Source organism: Rhodosalinus sp. 5P4 (assembly GCF_041365695.1).
GTDB lineage: Bacteria > Pseudomonadota > Alphaproteobacteria > Rhodobacterales > Rhodobacteraceae > Rhodosalinus.
Map to the genome: position 1 here is coordinate 260,310 of NZ_JBGFSJ010000005.1, position 16,349 is coordinate 276,658.

General features: G+C 66.4%; 15 protein-coding genes. 5 read left to right on the forward strand and 10 right to left on the reverse strand.

Annotation, left to right across the window (positions count from 1 at the left end; all coding sequences use genetic code 11):
* Positions 1–131: 131 nt before the first annotated feature.
* Positions 132–800, forward strand: a complete 669-nt coding sequence (gene msrA / locus AB6A69_RS11640) for a peptide-methionine (S)-S-oxide reductase MsrA (protein WP_371060884.1) — start codon at positions 132–134, stop codon at positions 798–800.
* Here the strand turns inward: msrA and AB6A69_RS11645 are convergent.
* Both AB6A69_RS11645 and AB6A69_RS11650 read right to left on the reverse strand, forming a co-directional pair.
* The gene (locus tag AB6A69_RS11645; protein WP_371060885.1) at positions 797–1,669 is read right to left on the reverse strand and encodes a PfkB family carbohydrate kinase; all 873 of its coding nucleotides are present in this window, start codon (positions 1,667–1,669) and stop codon (positions 797–799) included. The genes msrA and AB6A69_RS11645 overlap by 4 nt on opposite strands.
* Before the next feature lie 142 nt (positions 1,670–1,811).
* Positions 1,812–2,480 (reverse strand): YrbL family protein, encoded by a 669-nt coding sequence (locus tag AB6A69_RS11650; RefSeq protein WP_371060886.1) that lies wholly within the window; start codon positions 2,478–2,480, stop codon positions 1,812–1,814.
* A gap of 102 nt (positions 2,481–2,582) precedes the next feature.
* Here AB6A69_RS11650 and mutS point away from each other — a divergent pair, with 102 nt between their 5' ends.
* Positions 2,583–5,207 carry a DNA mismatch repair protein MutS gene (gene mutS / locus AB6A69_RS11655; RefSeq protein WP_371060887.1) on the forward strand — a complete coding sequence of 875 codons (2,625 nt, stop codon included), beginning with the start codon at positions 2,583–2,585 and terminating at the stop codon, positions 5,205–5,207.
* A gap of 14 nt (positions 5,208–5,221) precedes the next feature.
* On the opposite strand, the gene AB6A69_RS11660 is transcribed toward mutS, so the two are convergent.
* The gene (locus AB6A69_RS11660) at positions 5,222–5,785 is read right to left on the reverse strand and encodes a nucleotide exchange factor GrpE (RefSeq protein WP_371038841.1); all 564 of its coding nucleotides are present in this window, start codon (positions 5,783–5,785) and stop codon (positions 5,222–5,224) included.
* 9 nt (positions 5,786–5,794) lie between these two features.
* Positions 5,795–6,859 (reverse strand): heat-inducible transcriptional repressor HrcA, encoded by a 1,065-nt coding sequence (gene hrcA / locus AB6A69_RS11665; RefSeq protein ID WP_371038842.1) that lies wholly within the window; start codon positions 6,857–6,859, stop codon positions 5,795–5,797.
* 122 nt (positions 6,860–6,981) lie between these two features.
* Between hrcA and rph the strand changes: the two genes are divergently transcribed.
* The 3 genes from rph to hemW are packed head-to-tail and all read left to right on the forward strand — an operon-like array spanning position 6,982 to position 9,453.
* The gene (gene rph, locus AB6A69_RS11670; RefSeq protein ID WP_371055871.1) at positions 6,982–7,698 is read left to right on the forward strand and encodes a ribonuclease PH; all 717 of its coding nucleotides are present in this window, start codon (positions 6,982–6,984) and stop codon (positions 7,696–7,698) included.
* Positions 7,695–8,303 (forward strand): RdgB/HAM1 family non-canonical purine NTP pyrophosphatase, encoded by a 609-nt coding sequence (rdgB, locus tag AB6A69_RS11675; RefSeq protein WP_371060888.1) that lies wholly within the window; start codon positions 7,695–7,697, stop codon positions 8,301–8,303. The genes rph and rdgB overlap by 4 nt, the downstream gene beginning before the upstream one ends.
* Complete coding sequence (gene hemW, locus AB6A69_RS11680; protein WP_371060889.1) at positions 8,296–9,453, forward strand: radical SAM family heme chaperone HemW; 1,158 nt, start codon at positions 8,296–8,298, stop codon at positions 9,451–9,453. The genes rdgB and hemW overlap by 8 nt, the downstream gene beginning before the upstream one ends.
* A gap of 15 nt (positions 9,454–9,468) precedes the next feature.
* On the opposite strand, the gene AB6A69_RS11685 is transcribed toward hemW, so the two are convergent.
* The 6 genes from AB6A69_RS11685 to rho are packed head-to-tail and all read right to left on the reverse strand — an operon-like array spanning position 9,469 to position 16,251.
* Entirely contained in the window at positions 9,469–10,368 is a 900-nt protein-coding gene (locus AB6A69_RS11685; RefSeq protein ID WP_371060890.1) for a ParB/RepB/Spo0J family partition protein, read from the reverse strand.
* Positions 10,369–10,383: 15 nt separating this feature from the next.
* A complete protein-coding gene (locus AB6A69_RS11690; RefSeq protein ID WP_371038847.1) occupies positions 10,384–11,193 on the reverse strand; it encodes a ParA family protein in 810 nt (269 codons plus the stop codon).
* Entirely contained in the window at positions 11,186–11,797 is a 612-nt protein-coding gene (gene rsmG, locus AB6A69_RS11695) for a 16S rRNA (guanine(527)-N(7))-methyltransferase RsmG (RefSeq protein WP_371060891.1), read from the reverse strand. The genes AB6A69_RS11690 and rsmG overlap by 8 nt, the downstream gene beginning before the upstream one ends.
* Positions 11,797–13,680, reverse strand: a complete 1,884-nt coding sequence (mnmG, locus tag AB6A69_RS11700; RefSeq protein ID WP_371060892.1) for a tRNA uridine-5-carboxymethylaminomethyl(34) synthesis enzyme MnmG — start codon at positions 13,678–13,680, stop codon at positions 11,797–11,799. Before mnmG ends, rsmG begins: the two co-directional genes overlap by 1 nt.
* A gap of 2 nt (positions 13,681–13,682) precedes the next feature.
* Positions 13,683–14,975, reverse strand: a complete 1,293-nt coding sequence (mnmE, locus tag AB6A69_RS11705) for a tRNA uridine-5-carboxymethylaminomethyl(34) synthesis GTPase MnmE (protein ID WP_371060893.1) — start codon at positions 14,973–14,975, stop codon at positions 13,683–13,685.
* A 4-nt stretch (positions 14,976–14,979) separates the two neighbouring features.
* Positions 14,980–16,251 carry a transcription termination factor Rho gene (gene rho, locus AB6A69_RS11710; RefSeq protein WP_371038851.1) on the reverse strand — a complete coding sequence of 424 codons (1,272 nt, stop codon included), beginning with the start codon at positions 16,249–16,251 and terminating at the stop codon, positions 14,980–14,982.
* Positions 16,252–16,349: the final 98 nt, after the last annotated feature.

The window sequence follows — 16,349 nt, forward strand, 5'->3', positions numbered from 1 at the left end:
GCGCGCGCCCGCAAGCCCGCACGACCCGCCGGCGGGGACCGCTCACGCCTGCGTGACACACGATTTCGTGGCTTGCGCAAAGCCCGCACGCGGCCCAGCCTGCCTGCGCGAATTCTGGAAGGAAATCTGCGATGGGTCTTCTCAAAAGCCTCAAGCCCGCGCTTCTGGCGGTGCTGATCGTGATGGGACTCACCGTGAACGCCAAAGAGGTTCACGCCGCCGAGACCGAGGTGCTTACCGTCGCCGGCGGCTGTTTCTGGTGCGTGGAAGCGGATTTCGAGAAGGTCCGCGGCGTGTCCGAGGTGGTCTCGGGCTATACCGGCGGGAAGGTCGAGAACCCCACCTACGAGCAGGTGGTGCGGGGCGGAACCGGCCATTACGAGGCGGTGCAGATCCGCTTCGACCCCGACGCGGTCAGCCGCGAGCAGCTTCTGCACCTCTTTTTCCGATCCATCGACCCGCTCGATGCCGGCGGACAGTTCTGCGACCGGGGCGAAAGCTACCGCTCAGCGATCTTCGTGGATGGCCCCGCCGAACGCCGCCTCGCGACGGACGCTAAGGATGCCGCCGCGACCGCCCTGGGCCAGGACATCGTGACGCCCATCCTCGAGGAAGGTCCCTTCTACCGGGCCGAGGACTATCACCAGGACTACTACAAGAGCGACGACCGCATCGCCTTCACCAGCGTCGGGATCGGCGTGCCGAAAAGGGTGGCCTACAACCGCTACCGGGATCGCTGCGGGCGCGACGCGCGGGTGCGCGAGCTCTGGGGAGAGGCCGCGCCCTTCGCCGGCGGCTAGGGCGCGCCGCGGGCAGCCTGCACCTCTGCAAGATCCGGGATCACGTCCGCCGTGCCGCGCCGCGCGACCATGAGCGCGGCGGCGCTCTGGGCCATCCCTATGGCCTGGGCCATGGGAAAGCCCCGGTCCAGACCCGCGAGCAGGTAACCGGCGAAGGTGTCGCCCGCGCCGGTAGTGTCCACCGCCTGCACGGGATCGGCCGGGAACTCGCGTGCGCCTCCGGGGCCGTGCCATGTGCAGCCTTCCGCCCCGCACGTCACCACCACATCCGCGACGCTCAGCGCACCCGGCGCCGCGCCGGTGGCCTCGCTCAGCTGGCGCGCCTCGACCGCGTTCAGGATCAGCAGGTCGGCGTGAGGCAGCGCCGCCCGCGCCGCGCCAGTTTCGAAGGGCGCGGCGACATAGGCCGTTCGCAGCCCGAGCCGCCGCGCCGCCGAAAGCCACCCGGCCTGGCCGTTGGTTTCGTTCTGCGTCACCGCCCAGTCGCCCGTGCGCGCGGCGGCAAGCGCGGCATCGCGCACGCTTTCCGGGATCGCGGCGTTCGCCCCCGGCCAGATCAGGATCGCATTCTCGCCGCCCGGCTCTACGGCGATGACGGCATGGCCGGTCACCTCGCCCACCTCGGCGATGTGGCGCGTGTCCACCCCGTATTCCAAGAGCCGCTCCGCCGCCCATCGCCCGTCCGGCCCGATCGCGCCCACATGGACAACCCGCGCGGCCGCGCGCGCCGCGGCGACCGAGATATTGGCGCCCTTGCCGCCCAGGCCACGATCGAGCGCGGTCGCGGCGACCGTCTCTCCGGGCCCCGGCAGACGCGACACGGCATAGGCGAAATCAGCGTTGATCGAGCCGAGGTTCCAGATCGTCATCGCATCCTGTCCTTCTTCCCGGCCCCGGCGGTGCTCGGAGACGTCGGCCCCCGCCACGCCCGCGTGGCTTCGGCACGTTTTTCTACGGAAGATCCGCCGCGTCTTGCGGCAGCGAAGCAGGGCCGGGCCTTACACGCAACGGTCAGCTCTTGTGGAACCGCCATGCCGCGCTGTCCCACTCGAGACCGAGCCGCGCCGCGCATTTGCGGAAGGCGCGATCCTGTGCCGCGCGGTTGAAACGCCGCGACAGCCTGCGCAACGGCAGCGCGTGCACGTCGCCCAGCCCGTCCACAAGCACCACCTCGCGCCCGTCGCCCCGGGTGCCGAGCACGAAATTCTTGGCGTTCATGTCACTGGCCTGCACGCCGTAAAGCTCCATCCGCCGAGCGGTGTCGTTCAGCAGCTCGACGACTTCCTCGGTAAGGCCTCCGGTTCTGGAGAGTTGCAGGAGCGTCGGCCCCAGCCGCCCTTGCGGGCCGGCGACCCGTTGCGCGAGCGCGCCCCAGCCTTGGGTCGTCTGAACGAAGCCGTAATGCAGCGCGAAGGGCGGGCGCCCGAAATTCGCCTGCGCCGCCGAAAGCGTGCGCGCCTGCTCCTTCTGCTCGGCGATGGTGGAGCGGGTGAGGACCGACGAGAAAAGCCGCGTGGTCAGCCCCCGCATCGTGCGCAGGCTGAGGTTTCGCGCATCGCGCGGGATGATCGTCTTGACCACGAGGTCGTCGTCCCGCGGGTGCAGGTACACCCGCCGCTCCGAGCCTTGCGCCGCGGGCGTCAGATGGCTGAGATCGAGGGGTGCAAAGGTCGTCAACATTGACTAAGCCCACCGAATATCGGCAACGGGTCACCTTCCGGATGCTGGGTGCAAACGATGGCTGGGGAGTGTAGCCTGACTGCAACCGCCAACACAACGCCGATGATGGCACAATATTCCGCGATCAAGGCGGAGAATCCGGACGCGCTCCTGTTCTACCGGATGGGCGATTTCTACGAGATGTTCTTCGACGACGCGGTGGCGGCCGCGGGGGCGCTCGACATCGCGCTCACCAGGCGCGGCAAGCACGACGGCGAGGACATCCCGATGTGCGGCGTGCCCGTGCATTCCGCGGAGGGCTATCTTCTGACCCTGATCCGCAAGGGATTCCGCGTCGCGGTCTGCGAGCAGATGGAACGCCCCGAAGAGGCCCGCAAGCGCGGTTCCAAGGCCGTGGTCAGGCGCGAGGTGGTCCGCCTCGTCACCCCCGGCACGCTGACCGAGGAGAGCCTTCTCGAGGCGCGGCGCCACAATTTCCTGGCCGCCTATGCCGAGACGCGGAACGAGGGCGCCCTCGCCTGGGTCGACATTTCCACCGGCGCCTTTCACGTCATGTCGATTCCGCGTGTCCGGCTCGGACCGGAACTGGCGCGGCTGGCGCCGTCGGAAGTTCTCGTCTCCGAGGTACTGGAACGCGACTGCGCGAACGTGGTGGCCGATCATGGCGCGGCGCTCACGGCGCTGGGGCGCTCGGCCTTCGACAGCACCGCGGCCGAGGGGCGGATCGCCGCGCTGTTCCGGGTGGAGACGCTGGACGGTTTCGGGGCCTTCACCCGCGCCGAACTGTCCGCGATGGGGGCGATCGTCGAATATCTCGAACTCACGCAGAAGGGGAAACTGCCCCTTCTGCGGCCGCCGGCACGAGAGGCCTCCGGCGCCCTGATGCAGATCGACGCGGCGACCCGCCGCAACCTCGAACTCACCCGCGCGCTGCAGGGCGGGCGCGCCGGATCGCTGCTTGCCGCCATAGACCGCACCGTGACGGCGGGGGGCGCGCGGCTCCTGGAGCGGCGGCTTTCCGCCCCCTCGCGCGAACTGTCGACAATCCACGCCCGTCAATCCGCCGTCGGCGCGCTTTTCGAGGATCAGACGCTCGCGGGCGAACTGCGCGCGCGGCTGCGCAAGGTGCCCGACATCGATCGCGCGCTGTCTCGTCTGGCGCTGGACCGCGCCGGGCCGCGCGACCTCGCCGCGATACGCGCCGCGCTGCAAGAGGCAGAGACGCTTCAGGTCCGCGCGTCGGCGCATGATCTGCCCGATCTTCTTGCCGGGGCCGTCGCGGCGCTGCGGGGCCATGAGGCGCTTTTCTCCCTGCTCGACGCCGCGCTGGTGGCCGAGCCTCCCCTGCTTGCGCGGGACGGGGGTTTCGTGGCCGAAGGGTTCGAACCCGAACTCGACGACACGCGGCGGCTGCGCGACGAGGGGCGCGGCGTCATCGCCGGGCTTCAGGCGCAATACGCGGAACTCACGGGTATCGCCTCGCTCAAGATCAAGCACAACAACGTGCTGGGCTATTTCGTGGAAACAACCGCCACCCATGCAGAGCGCATGATGGCCCCGCCCCTTTCGGAAACCTTCATCCACCGCCAGACGACGGCGAACCAGCTGCGCTTCGTCACGGTGGAACTTTCCGAGCTGGAGACGAAGATCCTGAACGCCGGGGCTCGCGCGCTCGAGATGGAGAAAGCGGTGTTCGCGCGCCTGCGCGACGCGATCCTCTCCGAGGCCGCGGCCCTCGGAGAGGTGGCGCGCGCGCTCGCGGAACTCGATCTCGCCGCTGCGCTCGCCGATCTCGCCCGCGAGCAGGACTGGACCCGGCCCGAGGTCGATGCAAGCCGTGCCTTCGCGGTGGAAGGCGGACGCCACCCGGTGGTCGAGGCGGCGCTGCGCGCCGACGGAGCGCCCTTCATCGCCAACGACTGCGCGCTGTCCGCCGAGGGTGATACGGCGGCGATCCGGCTGCTGACCGGGCCGAACATGGCCGGAAAATCCACGTGGCTGCGGCAGAACGCGCTGATCGCCGTGCTGGCACAGATGGGCGCCTTCGTGCCCGCGCGGCACGCCCGTCTCGGCCTCGTGAGCCAGCTTTTCAGCCGCGTCGGGGCGTCGGACGATCTGGCGCGCGGGCGCTCCACCTTCATGGTGGAAATGGTCGAGACCGCGGCGATCCTGAACCAGGCCGACGACCGTGCGCTGGTCATCCTCGACGAGATCGGCCGCGGCACCGCCACCTATGACGGGCTTTCCATCGCATGGGCCACCCTCGAGCATCTGCACGAGGTGAACCGCTGCCGCGCGCTCTTCGCCACCCACTACCATGAGCTCACCGCGCTCGCCACGCGCCTTGATGGCGTGGAGAACGCAACGGTGGCGGTGAAGGAATGGGAAGGCGAGGTCATCTTCCTGCACGAGGTGCGCCCCGGCGCGGCCGACCGGTCCTACGGCGTGCAGGTGGCCCAGCTTGCCGGTCTCCCGGCCTCGGTCGTGGCGCGCGCGCGCACGGTGCTGGAGACATTGGAGCGCGGCGATCGCGAGGGCGGCGCCCGCGCGGTCGACCTGGCCGAGGACCTTCCGTTGTTCGCAGCAGCGGCCACATCCGCGCCGGCCCCGGCGCAGCCTTCCGCGATCGAAACGCGCCTCGCCGAGATCCACCCCGACGAACTCAGCCCGCGCGAGGCTCTCGACCTGCTCTACGAATTGAAGGCCGAGATCGCTCGAGCGCCCTAGCCGGGGAGTCGTTCTCAGCCCGTGTTGGAGGACACGCCCACCTGCGCGGCGCGCAGCAGCCGGTCGTGCAGCAGGAAACCGTCCGCCTGCACCTGGATGATCTCGCCCGCCGTGGTGCCGGGGACCGGCGCCTCGTACATCGCTTCGTGAAGCTGCGGATCGAAGCGGTCGCCCACCTGCGGCGTGATCGCCTCCACCCCGTGCTTGCGGAAAACGTTCATCAGTTCGCGCAAGGTCAGCTCGACCCCCTCGACAAGGGCGACGGAGGCCGACTCCCCCTCGTCGCGTGCCGCGAGAAGCGCGCGCTGCAGGTTGTCGTAAACCGGCACGAGGTCGCGCGCGATGCGCGTCCCGCCGTAACGCTCTGCCTCGCGCCGATCCTTCTCGGATCGTTTCCGGGCATTCTCGGCGTCGGCGAGCGCGCGCATGTAGCGGTCGCGCAATTCGTCGCGCTCGGCCCTCAAGGCGTCGAGTTCCAGCTCTTCGGCCGCGGGCTCCTCCGTTTCGAAGGCTCGCTCTTCGACCTCTGCCGCCTCGACGTCATCAAGGAAATTGTCCTCACGCTTGGAGTCTGCCATGTGTCACCTCTAGCTGCGGTCGGAGATCAGCCGCCCGACCAGGTGCGCCGTGTAATCCACGATCGGAACGATGCGCCCGTAGTTCAGGCGCGTCGGTCCGATCACACCCACGGCGCCCACGATCTTCCGGTCCGCGTTCATATATGGAGAGACGACCAGAGAGGAACCCGAAAGCGAAAAAAGTTTGTTCTCGGACCCTATGAATATCCGCACGCCCTCACCGTCCTCGGCAAGTTCCAGGAACTCCGCGATGTCGCGCTTGCGCTCCAGGTCGTCGAAGAGCACGCGGATGCGTTCCAGCTCTTCGTCCCCGCCGGCGCCTCCAAGAAGATTGGCCCGGCCCCGGACGATGAGGCGCGCCCGCGTGTCCCCGTCCTCTGCCCAGACCGCCAGCCCGTCCTCGACCAGCTGCCGGGCCAGACCGTCGATCTCCTGCCGCCGGCGCTCGATCTCGGCGCCGATGACGGTGCGCAGTTCGGAAATCGTGCGCCCCTCGACCAGCGCGTTCAGGAAATTGCCGGCCTCGCGCATGGAAGACGGCGTCTGACCCGGTGGCGGGGTGAAGATGCGGTTTTCGACATGGCCATCGGCGAAAACGAGCACCACAAGCGCGCGGTCCGGGCCCAGGCTGACGAATTCGATGTGCCGGATCGGCGCCTCGTGTTTCGGTGTCAGAACGAGGCTCGCGCCCTGCGTGACGCCCGAAAGCGCGGCGCCCACGCGATCGAGCAGGCCGCTGGTGTCCGCGGTGTTGGAACCGAGCGTCACGTCGATCTTCTGCCGGTCCTCGTCGGTAAGGTCCCCAACCTCGAGCAGGCCGTCGACGAACATGCGCAACCCAAGCTGTGTGGGGACACGTCCCGCGCTGACATGGGGGCTGTCCAGAAGCCCGAGATATTCGAGATCCTGCATCACGTTGCGGATCGTCGCGGCGGACACCTTTTCCGACATCGCGCGGGTCAGCGTGCGGGAGCCCACGGGCTCCCCGCTGTCGAGATACCCTTCCACCACCCGCCGAAAGACCTCGCGCGAGCGGTCGTTCAGCTCTTCCAGAAGGCGTGTGGCGTCCTGCATTGCCGAAAAAGTCCCCTGCCCGGCCTGCCATTAAACTGCGCGGCTGCGAAAATTCAATCGGGCTTGCGCATCTCCGGCACGGCCCTGTATCCGGTGCGCGTATTCCAAGCTCAGGAGAAGTGATGCGCCCGTCTGGTAGAGACTTAAGCGATCTGCGCCCCGTTTCAATCGACACCGGGGTCACGAAGCACGCCGAGGGGTCGTGCATGATTCGCATGGGGGACACTCATGTTCTCTGCACCGCGACGCTGGAAGAGCGCGTGCCCCCCTTCCTGAAGGGCGCGGGCCTGGGCTGGGTCACCGCGGAATACGGGATGCTGCCGCGCGCCACCAACACGCGGATGCGCCGCGAGGCCACGGCAGGAAAGCAGGGCGGGCGCACGGTCGAGATCCAGCGCCTGATCGGACGGTCGCTTCGCGCCGGGGTGGACCGGGTCGCGCTGGGAGAGCGCCAGATCACCGTCGATTGCGACGTGATCCAGGCCGATGGCGGAACGCGCTGTGCCGCGATCACGGGCGGCTGGGTCGCGCTGCGACTGGCGGTGAACAAGCTGATGAAGGCCGGCGACATCGTCTCCGACCCGCTGGGCGAACCTGTCGCGGCGGTGTCCTGCGGTCTTTACGCCGGCCAGGCCGTCCTCGACCTCGACTACGCCGAGGACAGCGAGGCCGGCGCGGACGGGAATTTCGTGATGACGGGCGACGGTCGCCTGATCGAGGTGCAGATGTCGGCCGAGGGCGCCACCTACACCCGCGCGCAGATGGAGACCCTGCTCGACCTCGCGGATGCGGGCGTGAAGCGGCTGGCCGAGGTGCAGAAAGCAGCGGTCGCGGCATGAGACGTTTCGCGGGCGATCAGCTTCTCGTGGCCACGCACAACGCGGGCAAGCTCGAAGAGATCGCGGCGTTGCTCGCGGATCACGGCGTCACGGTGACGGGCGCCGCCGCGCATGACCTGCCCGAACCCGAGGAGACCGAGACGAGTTTCGCGGGAAACGCCCGCATAAAGGCACATGCCGCGGCCCGGGCGACCGGGTTGCCTGCGCTGGCGGACGATTCCGGGCTGGAGATCGATGCGCTGGACGGGGCGCCCGGCGTGCATACCGCCGATTGGGCGGAGACGGGTGCAGGTCGCGATTTCATCCACGCGATGAGCAAGGCCCACGACGCGCTCGTCGAAACCGGCGCGCCACAACCCTGGACGGGGCGGTTTCGCTGCACGCTCGTCCTTGCCTGGCCGGACGGCCACGATGAGGTGTTCGACGGCGCGATCGAGGGGCGCATCACATGGCCGATGCGGGGCAGGCAGGGTCACGGCTACGACCCGATCTTCATACCTGACGGTCACGACATCACCTTCGCGGAGATGGATCGCTGGAAAAAGAACCGCATGAGCCATCGCGGGCGCGCGATGGAAAAGCTGCTCGCAGGCTGTTTTGGCTGAGGATTGGCGCGCCGGCGGGTTCGGCCTTTATGTCCACTGGCCTTTCTGCGCGGCCAAGTGCCCCTATTGCGATTTCAACAGCCACGTCTCGCGCGACATCGACCAGGGGCGCTGGCGGCGCGCCTACCTTGCAGAGATCGATCGTGTCGGGCGCCTGACCGCGGACAGGCGTCTTGATACCGTGTTCTTCGGCGGTGGCACGCCCAGCCTGATGGACCCCGATCTGGTGGCCGCGATCCTCGACCGGGTGCGAAGAACGTGGAAAACGGAGGAAACGCTCGAGGTCACCCTGGAGGCCAACCCGACCTCCGTCGAAGCGAGTCGTTTCCGGGCCTACGGGGCGGCCGGCGTGACCCGGCTGTCGATGGGCGTGCAGGCCCTGAACGACGAGGACCTGGCGCGGCTCGGACGGCAGCATTCGGCGGCCGAGGCGCGCGCCGCCTTCGATGTCGCGCGAAGCGTTTTCGACCGCGTCAGCTTCGACCTGATCTACGCCCGCCAGCACCAGACGCTGGAGGGATGGCGCGCGGAGCTTTCCGAGGCCCTCGAGATGGCGGTGGACCATCTCTCGCTCTACCAACTCACGCTGGAGCCGGGCACAGCTTTCGCGGAGCGCGCGGCGCGGGGTGGATTGCGGGGGCTTCCGGACGAGCCGCTGGGCGCGGACATGTACGAGCTGACGCAGGAGATCTGCGCCGTCGCCGGGATGCACGGCTACGAGATCTCCAACCACGCGCGTCCCGGTGCGGAGTCGCGTCACAACCTGATCTATTGGCGCTACGGCGACTATGCCGGCATCGGGCCTGGAGCCCATGGCCGGCTGACCCTCGGCACGCGGCGCATCGGCACCGATACCGAACTTGCCCCGGACGCATGGCTGGACATGGCCGAGCGCGGGCATGGCTGGCGATCGACCGAGCCGCTTGCCGCCGCGGACGAGGCGGCCGAATGCCTGATGATGGGCCTGCGACTGCGCGAGGGCGTGTCCCTGTCGCGACTCGCATCGCTCGATCCGAACGCGGTGCGCGAAGAATCGATCGAAGAGCTTGCCGAACTCGGGCTGGTTGAGCGAGCGGATGATTGGCTTCGCGCGACCGATTCGGGCCGCCTTCTGTTGAACGGAGTTATCCGACAGTTATTGTCGGAATAGTACACTGTCGGGATTTCAGTTGCGACTCAATAGGTTACACAACGTATCAAGCTGCTCCAGCGAGTGATACCGGATCACAATGCGACCGCCATTGGTGCCCGGATCGTGCTCGATGGCCACGCCCATCCCAAGCGCGGCATGAAGATCCCCTTCGAGCGCGCGGGTATCGGCGTCCTTCTCGCCGCCGCTTTGGCGCGGCGCGCGCGGTGATCGCGGCTCCTGCGCCGATTTCTTCACCAGCTTCTCGGTTTCCCGAACCGATAGCCCCTTGGCGGCCACCTGCCGGGCAATCTCTACCGGCATGTCGGTTGCGACCAGCGCCCGGGCATGGCCGGCCGACAAACTGCCCTCGCGCACCATCCCCTGCACTTCATCGGGAAGATTGAGAAGCCGCAGCAGGTTCGCGATGTGGCTGCGGCTCTTGCCCAGCGCTTGCGCCAGCTTTTCCTGGGTGTGACCGAAGCGATCCATGAGTTGACGATAGCCGGCGGCCTCTTCCAGGGGATTGAGGTCGGCGCGCTGGATGTTCTCGACGATGGCGACTTCCAGCACCTCGGTATCATCGAAGTCGCGCACGAGAACGGGGATCTCGTGAAGCTGGGCAAGTTGCGCCGCGCGCCAGCGCCGTTCGCCGGCGACGATCTGGAAAGCGCCGGGATCCCGCGGGTCCGGGCGAACGATGAGGGGCTGAAGGATCCCGCGAGCGCGGACGGACTCCGCCAGTTCCTGCAAATCGGCTTCGGCGAAATGCCGACGCGGCTGATCCGGATTGGGCGCGACCTGCTCTATGGGCACGAGGGTGTCGGGACGCCGCGGTGCCGCCTCGCCAGAGGCGTCACGCGCCGGCTCCACATCCGCCATCAGCGCCGACAGCCCGCGCCCGAGACCGCGTGCCTTGCCCTTCTTTTCCGACATGCTTCAGTCTCCGGATCAGGCTGCCACTCGGGCATGATTGCGCAAAAGCTCCGCAGCGAGAGCGCGATACGCCTCGGCACCCTTGGAGGCGGGATCGTATTGCAGCACGGGCATCGCATAGGACGGCGCCTCGCTCAGCCGGACATTGCGCGGGATCACGGTCTGGAAGACGAGCTCCCCAAGCGTTTCGCGCGCGTCGGCTTCCACCTGCTGCGAAAGATTGTTCCGGACGTCGTACATGGTCAGCACGACACCCTCGATCCGGAGGCCGGTATTCGCGGTCGACCGAACCTCGCGGATCGTCAACATGAGTTGCGACAGACCCTCGAGCGCGAAAAACTCGCTTTGCAGCGGGACGAGCACCGAATCCGCCGCCACCATCGCATTGACGGTCAGAAGGTTCAGCGACGGCGGACAATCGATCAGGATATAGTCCCAACCATACTCTGCCATGCCGGACTGTCTGAGCGCCTTTTTCAGAAGGAAGCTGCGCCGTTCCGTGGTCAGAAGCTCCATGTCCGCGGAACTCAGATCGACGTTGGCGGGGATCAGCGCAAGCCCGTCGGGACCGCATTGGCGTATCACGTTCGCCAGGGCCACGTCTTCGAGCAGGAGATCGTATGTCGTGTAGTCGCGGCGCCCTGGTTCAACACCCAGCCCGGTGGAGGCGTTGCCTTGCGGGTCCAGATCCACGATGAGGACACGCTTTCCCTCTGCCGCAAGAGCTGCCCCGAGGTTGATCGTGGTCGTCGTCTTTCCCACACCACCCTTCTGGTTGGCGATGGCGATGATTTTCGGAACACGGGCACGGGGCGAATCAGGCACGCGCAATCTCTCCAATCGACAGGATGACGGCGGACGGGTCGGTGACACTTGGTATCGTGTCCGTCTCGAAAGTCCAAGTCCGACGGGCGTTTTCCACCTCTTCCCGCCATTTCGCGCCCTTCGGCAGAAGCGCGCGGCCCCCCGGCGCAAGATGACGCATGACCAGGCCGAGCAAGCGCTCCAGTGGCGCAAGCGCGCGGGCCGATACGATATCGGCAGCTTGTGGAGACACGGTTTCGATGCGCTCAGCGATGATGTCGGCGTTCACGTCCGTCTCTCGGATGGCCGTCGCAAGAAATGCGGCCTTTCGCGTGTCACTCTCGATGAGAACGACACGCAAATCCGGGCGAAGCTCTCGCGCGAGGATTGCGATCACCATGCCGGGAAAGCCGCCTCCACTTCCCAGATCGACCCACCGCCTGGCCGGCGGCGCGAGGTGCCAAAGCTGTGCCGAATCGGCGATGTGACGCGCCTGCAAATCCGCGAGTGCGGCCCGCGAAACCAGGTTGATGCGCGGCGACCATTTCTCGACGAGCCCGCGGAAATGATCCAGGCGCGCTCCTGTTTCACGTGAAACATCCAGCGACAAAGTGGTGCCCCGCATTACCCTGCCGCGCGCGCATGCTCACGCTCCGCTTGCCGCAGCTTTACCAAAAGCAGCGCGAGAGCCGCGGGCGTCATGCCATCAATCCTAGATGCCTGGGCCAGATTGGTCGGGCGCGCCTCTTGCAGCTTGGCTTTCAACTCGTTCGATAGCCCGGCGATTTCGGCATATTCGAACTCGCTGGGTATTGAGAGTGCCTCATCCCGACGCATCGCTTCCACATCGCGCCGCTGCCGATCGATGTAATTCGCATAAAGCGCATCTCTCTCGATCTGACGGCGAGTTTCGAGATCCACTTCGCTAAGCGCCGGCTCGAACGCCTCCAGCGTCTCGACGGTCACCCCGGGCACGGAGAGTGCCGAGAAGCCATCCCTCCGCGGCCCATCCGGGTTCACGTCAACGCCTGCTCCGGCCAACTGCCGCGGCGTGACGGACATCGCGCCAAGACGCCGCCGAGCGCTTTCAAGCTCGCCCATACGCGCCTCGAAAACCCGTTGCCGCGCTTCGGAAACACAGCCGAGCTCAATCCCCTTGGGTGTCAGGCGCTGGTCCGCATTATCAGCCCGCAGCGCGAGCCGGAATTCCGCGCGCGACGTGAACATGCGATAGGGCTCGCTGACGCCCCGTGTCACCAAGTCATCGACCATAACGCCGATGTAGCTGTCAGAGCGGCCGAAATACACCGGCGCGCCACCCTGCGCATGGCGCGCCGCATTGAGGCCAGCAACCAAACCCTGGGCCGCCGCTTCCTCATACCCGGTCGTGCCGTTTATCTGACCCGCCAGATAGAGCCCCGGAACCGCTTTCACCGCCAACGTCGCGTCCAACGCACGCGGGTCCACGTAGTCATATTCGATTGCATAACCCGGTTGCAGGATCACCGCCTTTTCCAGCCCGACGATCGACCGGACATAGGACTCCTGCACATCCTCTGGCAGCGACGTCGAAATGCCGTTCGGATAGACCGTCGAGACATCAAGCCCCTCGGGCTCCAGGAAGATCTGGTGCGAGTCCTTGTCTGCGAACCGGACCACCTTGTCCTCGATCGACGGGCAGTAGCGCGGACCCACCCCGTCGATACGACCGCCATACATTGCCGAGCGATCCAGGTTCGCCCGGATCACCTCGTGAGTCCTTGTATTCGTGTGCGTGATCCCGCACGCGACCTGTTTCGCGAATGGCGCGCGGTTCAGGAACGAAAACATGACGGGCTCGTCATCCCCGGGCTGCTTCTGCACGCGGGACCATTCAATCGTGCTTCCATCCAGACGCGGGGGCGTGCCCGTCTTCAGCCGCCCGAGCGGCAAACCGAAGGACTCGATCCGCTCCGCGAGTGGTACCGAGGGTCTGTCGCCCATGCGCCCACCCGGCCGGCTGACATCCCCGATATGGATCACGCCGCGCAGGAACGTGCCCGTTGTCAGGACAACGGACGGCGCCGACAGTTCCGCGCCGTCGTGGAGGCGGACACCACGAACGGTCTCGCGCTCCATCACGAAATCGGTGACCTCTCCCTCGATCACCGAAAGGTTGGCGCAGCCGTCGATTTCCGCGGTCATCCATCTCTTGTAGAGGCCGCGATCGCTCTGGGCACGGGGGCCCTGAACCGCCGGGCCCTTCCGGCGGTTCAAAAGGCGGAACTGAATACCGGATCGGTCCGCCACGCGTCCCATGGTGCCGTCCATCGCATCAATCTCGCGCACGAGATGCCCCTTGCCAAGACCCCCGATCGCCGGGTTGCACGACATCACGCCCAGCCCGTCCCGCGTGAGCGTGACCAGCGCCGTGCGAGCGCCCATTCGGGCTGCCGCATGTGCGGCTTCGCAACCCGCATGGCCCCCGCCGATCACGATGACGTCGAAGTCCTGTTTCACGTGAAACACTCCTACTTCCCGAGACAGAAGCTGGCGAATATCTCGTCCAGCAAATCCTCTACATCGATCCGTCCCACCAGCGCTTCAAGAGTTCGAATCGCCGCCCTTGTTTCCTCCGCACCAACATCATACGCCTCCGGACCGCGAGCCACCAACGCCACCGCCGCTTCGAGCGACTGTTCCGCACCGATCATCGCGACGCGATGGCGCTCTCGCGTTGCCAGCCCGGACTGGTTCACCCTCGCCCCCAGCACGTCCGCGACCCGGCGCAACAGGTCCTCTACGCCCGCACCCGTAAGACCGGACACCCCGCCCGACGCGCCGCTCAGATCGGCCTTCGCGGTCAAAACGATATCCTCTGATTGCGGTGCGATCCCTTCCACGTCTTCCTTCGCGCTGACAAGGAAAACACGCAAATCCGCTGCCGATGCACGGTCGCGGGCCCGGCTGATCCCGATCTCCTCAACGGCATCGCGCGCTTCGCGGATACCGGCCGTATCCAAAAACGTGACGGGGAGGCCATGAACGTCCATCTTGACCTCGATGACATCCCGCGTCGTTCCGGCGATATCCGAGGTGATCGCGGCCTCCCTTCCAGCCAGGCGATTGAGGAGCGTGGATTTCCCGACATTCGGCGCACCGACGATCGCGACCTCGAACCCCTCCCGGACGCGCTCCGCTGCACCCATGCCACTCAACTCGGTGCTAAGCCCATCCCGGACACGGCCCAGAAGCTCCAGCACTTCCACTGACACATCTTCCGGAACCTCCTCGTCAGCGAAGTCGATCACCGCCTCCAGAAGTGCCGCCGCACGCACCAGATCCACCCTCCAGGACGCGACGCGCGCGCCAAGCGCTCCGCTCAATGCGCGCTGCGCCTGCCGCCGCTGCACCTCGGTTTCGGCTTCGATCAGATCGGCCAAGGCCTCGACCTGCGTCAGGTCGAGGCGCCCGTTTTCCATCGCGCGCCGGGTGAATTCGCCCGGGTCGGCACTCCGACATCCGGGCAAGTCTCCAAGACAAGTCAGCACGCGTCTGACGACCGCGATACTGCCATGGCAGTGGAATTCCACAACATCTTCACCGGTGAAACTCTGACCTGCCTGAAACCGAAGCACCAAGGCCTCGTCCAGAACGTCGCCCTTGGCGTCCCGCAGCCTGCGCAGCCCGGCAAGCCGGGGCGGAGGGAGCGCCCGCGCAAGCGTCTCCGCAGCCGCGTGGGCGTCCGGGCCCGATATGCGGATGACCGACACACCGGCCTTTCCCGGGGCCGTCGCAACCGCGAAAATCGTCTCTTCCGACACGGCCTCAGGTGTTCATGGAGTCGAAGAACTCCGCGTTCGTCTTGGTCTGCTTGAGTTTCGATAGCAGGAACTCCACCGCATCGGTGGTACCCATGGGGTTGAGGATCCGCCGCAGGACGAATGTCTTCTGCATGTCTCCCTTGTCCACGAGAAGCTCTTCCTTCCGCGTGCCGGACTTCAGGATGTCGATGGCGGGGAAGACGCGCTTGTCGGCGATCTTGCGATCCAGCACGAGCTCCGAGTTGCCGGTTCCCTTGAACTCCTCGAAGATCACTTCGTCCATCCGCGAGCCCGTGTCGATGAGCGCGGTCGCGATGATCGTCAGCGACCCGCCTTCCTCGATATTGCGCGCAGCGCCGAAGAATCGCTTGGGCCGTTGCAGCGCGTTGGCATCGACGCCCCCGGTCAGCACCTTTCCCGAGGACGGCACGACGGTATTGAAGGCTCTACCAAGTCTTGTGATAGAGTCCAAAAGAATAACAACATCTCGTTTATGTTCGACCAGGCGCTTCGCTTTTTCGATCACCATCTCGCTGACGGCCACGTGCCGCGTGGCCGGTTCGTCGAAGGTCGAGGAGATCACTTCCCCTTTCACCGAACGCTGCATGTCGGTCACCTCTTCCGGGCGCTCGTCGATCAGAAGAACGATGAGATAGCACTCTGGGTGATTCTGCTCGATCGAATGAGCGATGTTCTGCAGGATCACCGTCTTGCCCGTCCGCGGCGGCGCGACGATCAGGCTTCGCTGGCCCTTTCCGATCGGCGCCACCAGATCGATGATGCGGGCCGAACGATCCTTGATGGTCGGGTCCTCGATTTCCATCTTCAGCCGCTCGTCGGGATAAAGCGGCGTCAGGTTGTCGAAGGCGATCTTGTGGCGGGCCTTCGCCGGGTCCTCGAAGTTGATCTTGTTCACCGCCGTGAGCGCGAAATAGCGCTCGTCGCCATCGGGCGCCTTGATCACGCCCTCGATCGTGTCCCCGGTGCGCAGGCTGTATTGCCGGATCATGTCGGGCGACACGTAGATGTCGTCCGGGCCCGGGAGGTAGTTCGCCTCGGGGGACCGCAGGAAGCCGAACCCGTCCTGCAGCACCTCGACCACGCCATCGCCAGAGACTTCCCAGCCCTCGTCCGCGCGCTCGCGCAGGATCTGGAACATCATCTCGCCCTTGCGCATGGTCGAGGCGTTCTCGATCTCAAGCTCCTCCGCCATGGCAAGAAGATCCTTGGGGCTCTTGGCCTTCAGGTCGGCAAGATTGAGACGCTCTTCGGTCATGAAAACACCGTTCCGGATCGCCTGCGCGGCCGTGATCCGCTTTGTCTGGGTATGGAGGTATACTGCCCGGACGGGCAGTCGTCGTCAGTTAATCGCGT

What these genes read in the sequence shown, in the direction of transcription:
- mutS (WP_371060887.1), top strand. Translation starts at nt 2,583, where the DNA reads ATGATGGCACAATATTCCGCGATCAAGGCGGAGAATCCGGACGCGCTC.
- AB6A69_RS11645 (WP_371060885.1), bottom strand. Translation starts at nt 1,669, where the DNA reads ATGACGATCTGGAACCTCGGCTCGATCAACGCTGATTTCGCCTATGCC.
- AB6A69_RS11685 (WP_371060890.1), bottom strand. Translation starts at nt 10,368, where the DNA reads ATGTCGGAAAAGAAGGGCAAGGCACGCGGTCTCGGGCGCGGGCTGTCG.
- rho (WP_371038851.1), bottom strand. Translation starts at nt 16,251, where the DNA reads ATGACCGAAGAGCGTCTCAATCTTGCCGACCTGAAGGCCAAGAGCCCC.
- hrcA (WP_371038842.1), bottom strand. Translation starts at nt 6,859, where the DNA reads ATGCAGGACGCCACACGCCTTCTGGAAGAGCTGAACGACCGCTCGCGC.
- AB6A69_RS11650 (WP_371060886.1), bottom strand. Translation starts at nt 2,480, where the DNA reads ATGTTGACGACCTTTGCACCCCTCGATCTCAGCCATCTGACGCCCGCG.
- rdgB (WP_371060888.1), top strand. Translation starts at nt 7,695, where the DNA reads ATGAGACGTTTCGCGGGCGATCAGCTTCTCGTGGCCACGCACAACGCG.
- AB6A69_RS11660 (WP_371038841.1), bottom strand. Translation starts at nt 5,785, where the DNA reads ATGGCAGACTCCAAGCGTGAGGACAATTTCCTTGATGACGTCGAGGCG.
- rph (WP_371055871.1), top strand. Translation starts at nt 6,982, where the DNA reads ATGCGCCCGTCTGGTAGAGACTTAAGCGATCTGCGCCCCGTTTCAATC.
- rsmG (WP_371060891.1), bottom strand. Translation starts at nt 11,797, where the DNA reads ATGCGGGGCACCACTTTGTCGCTGGATGTTTCACGTGAAACAGGAGCG.
- msrA (WP_371060884.1), top strand. Translation starts at nt 132, where the DNA reads ATGGGTCTTCTCAAAAGCCTCAAGCCCGCGCTTCTGGCGGTGCTGATC.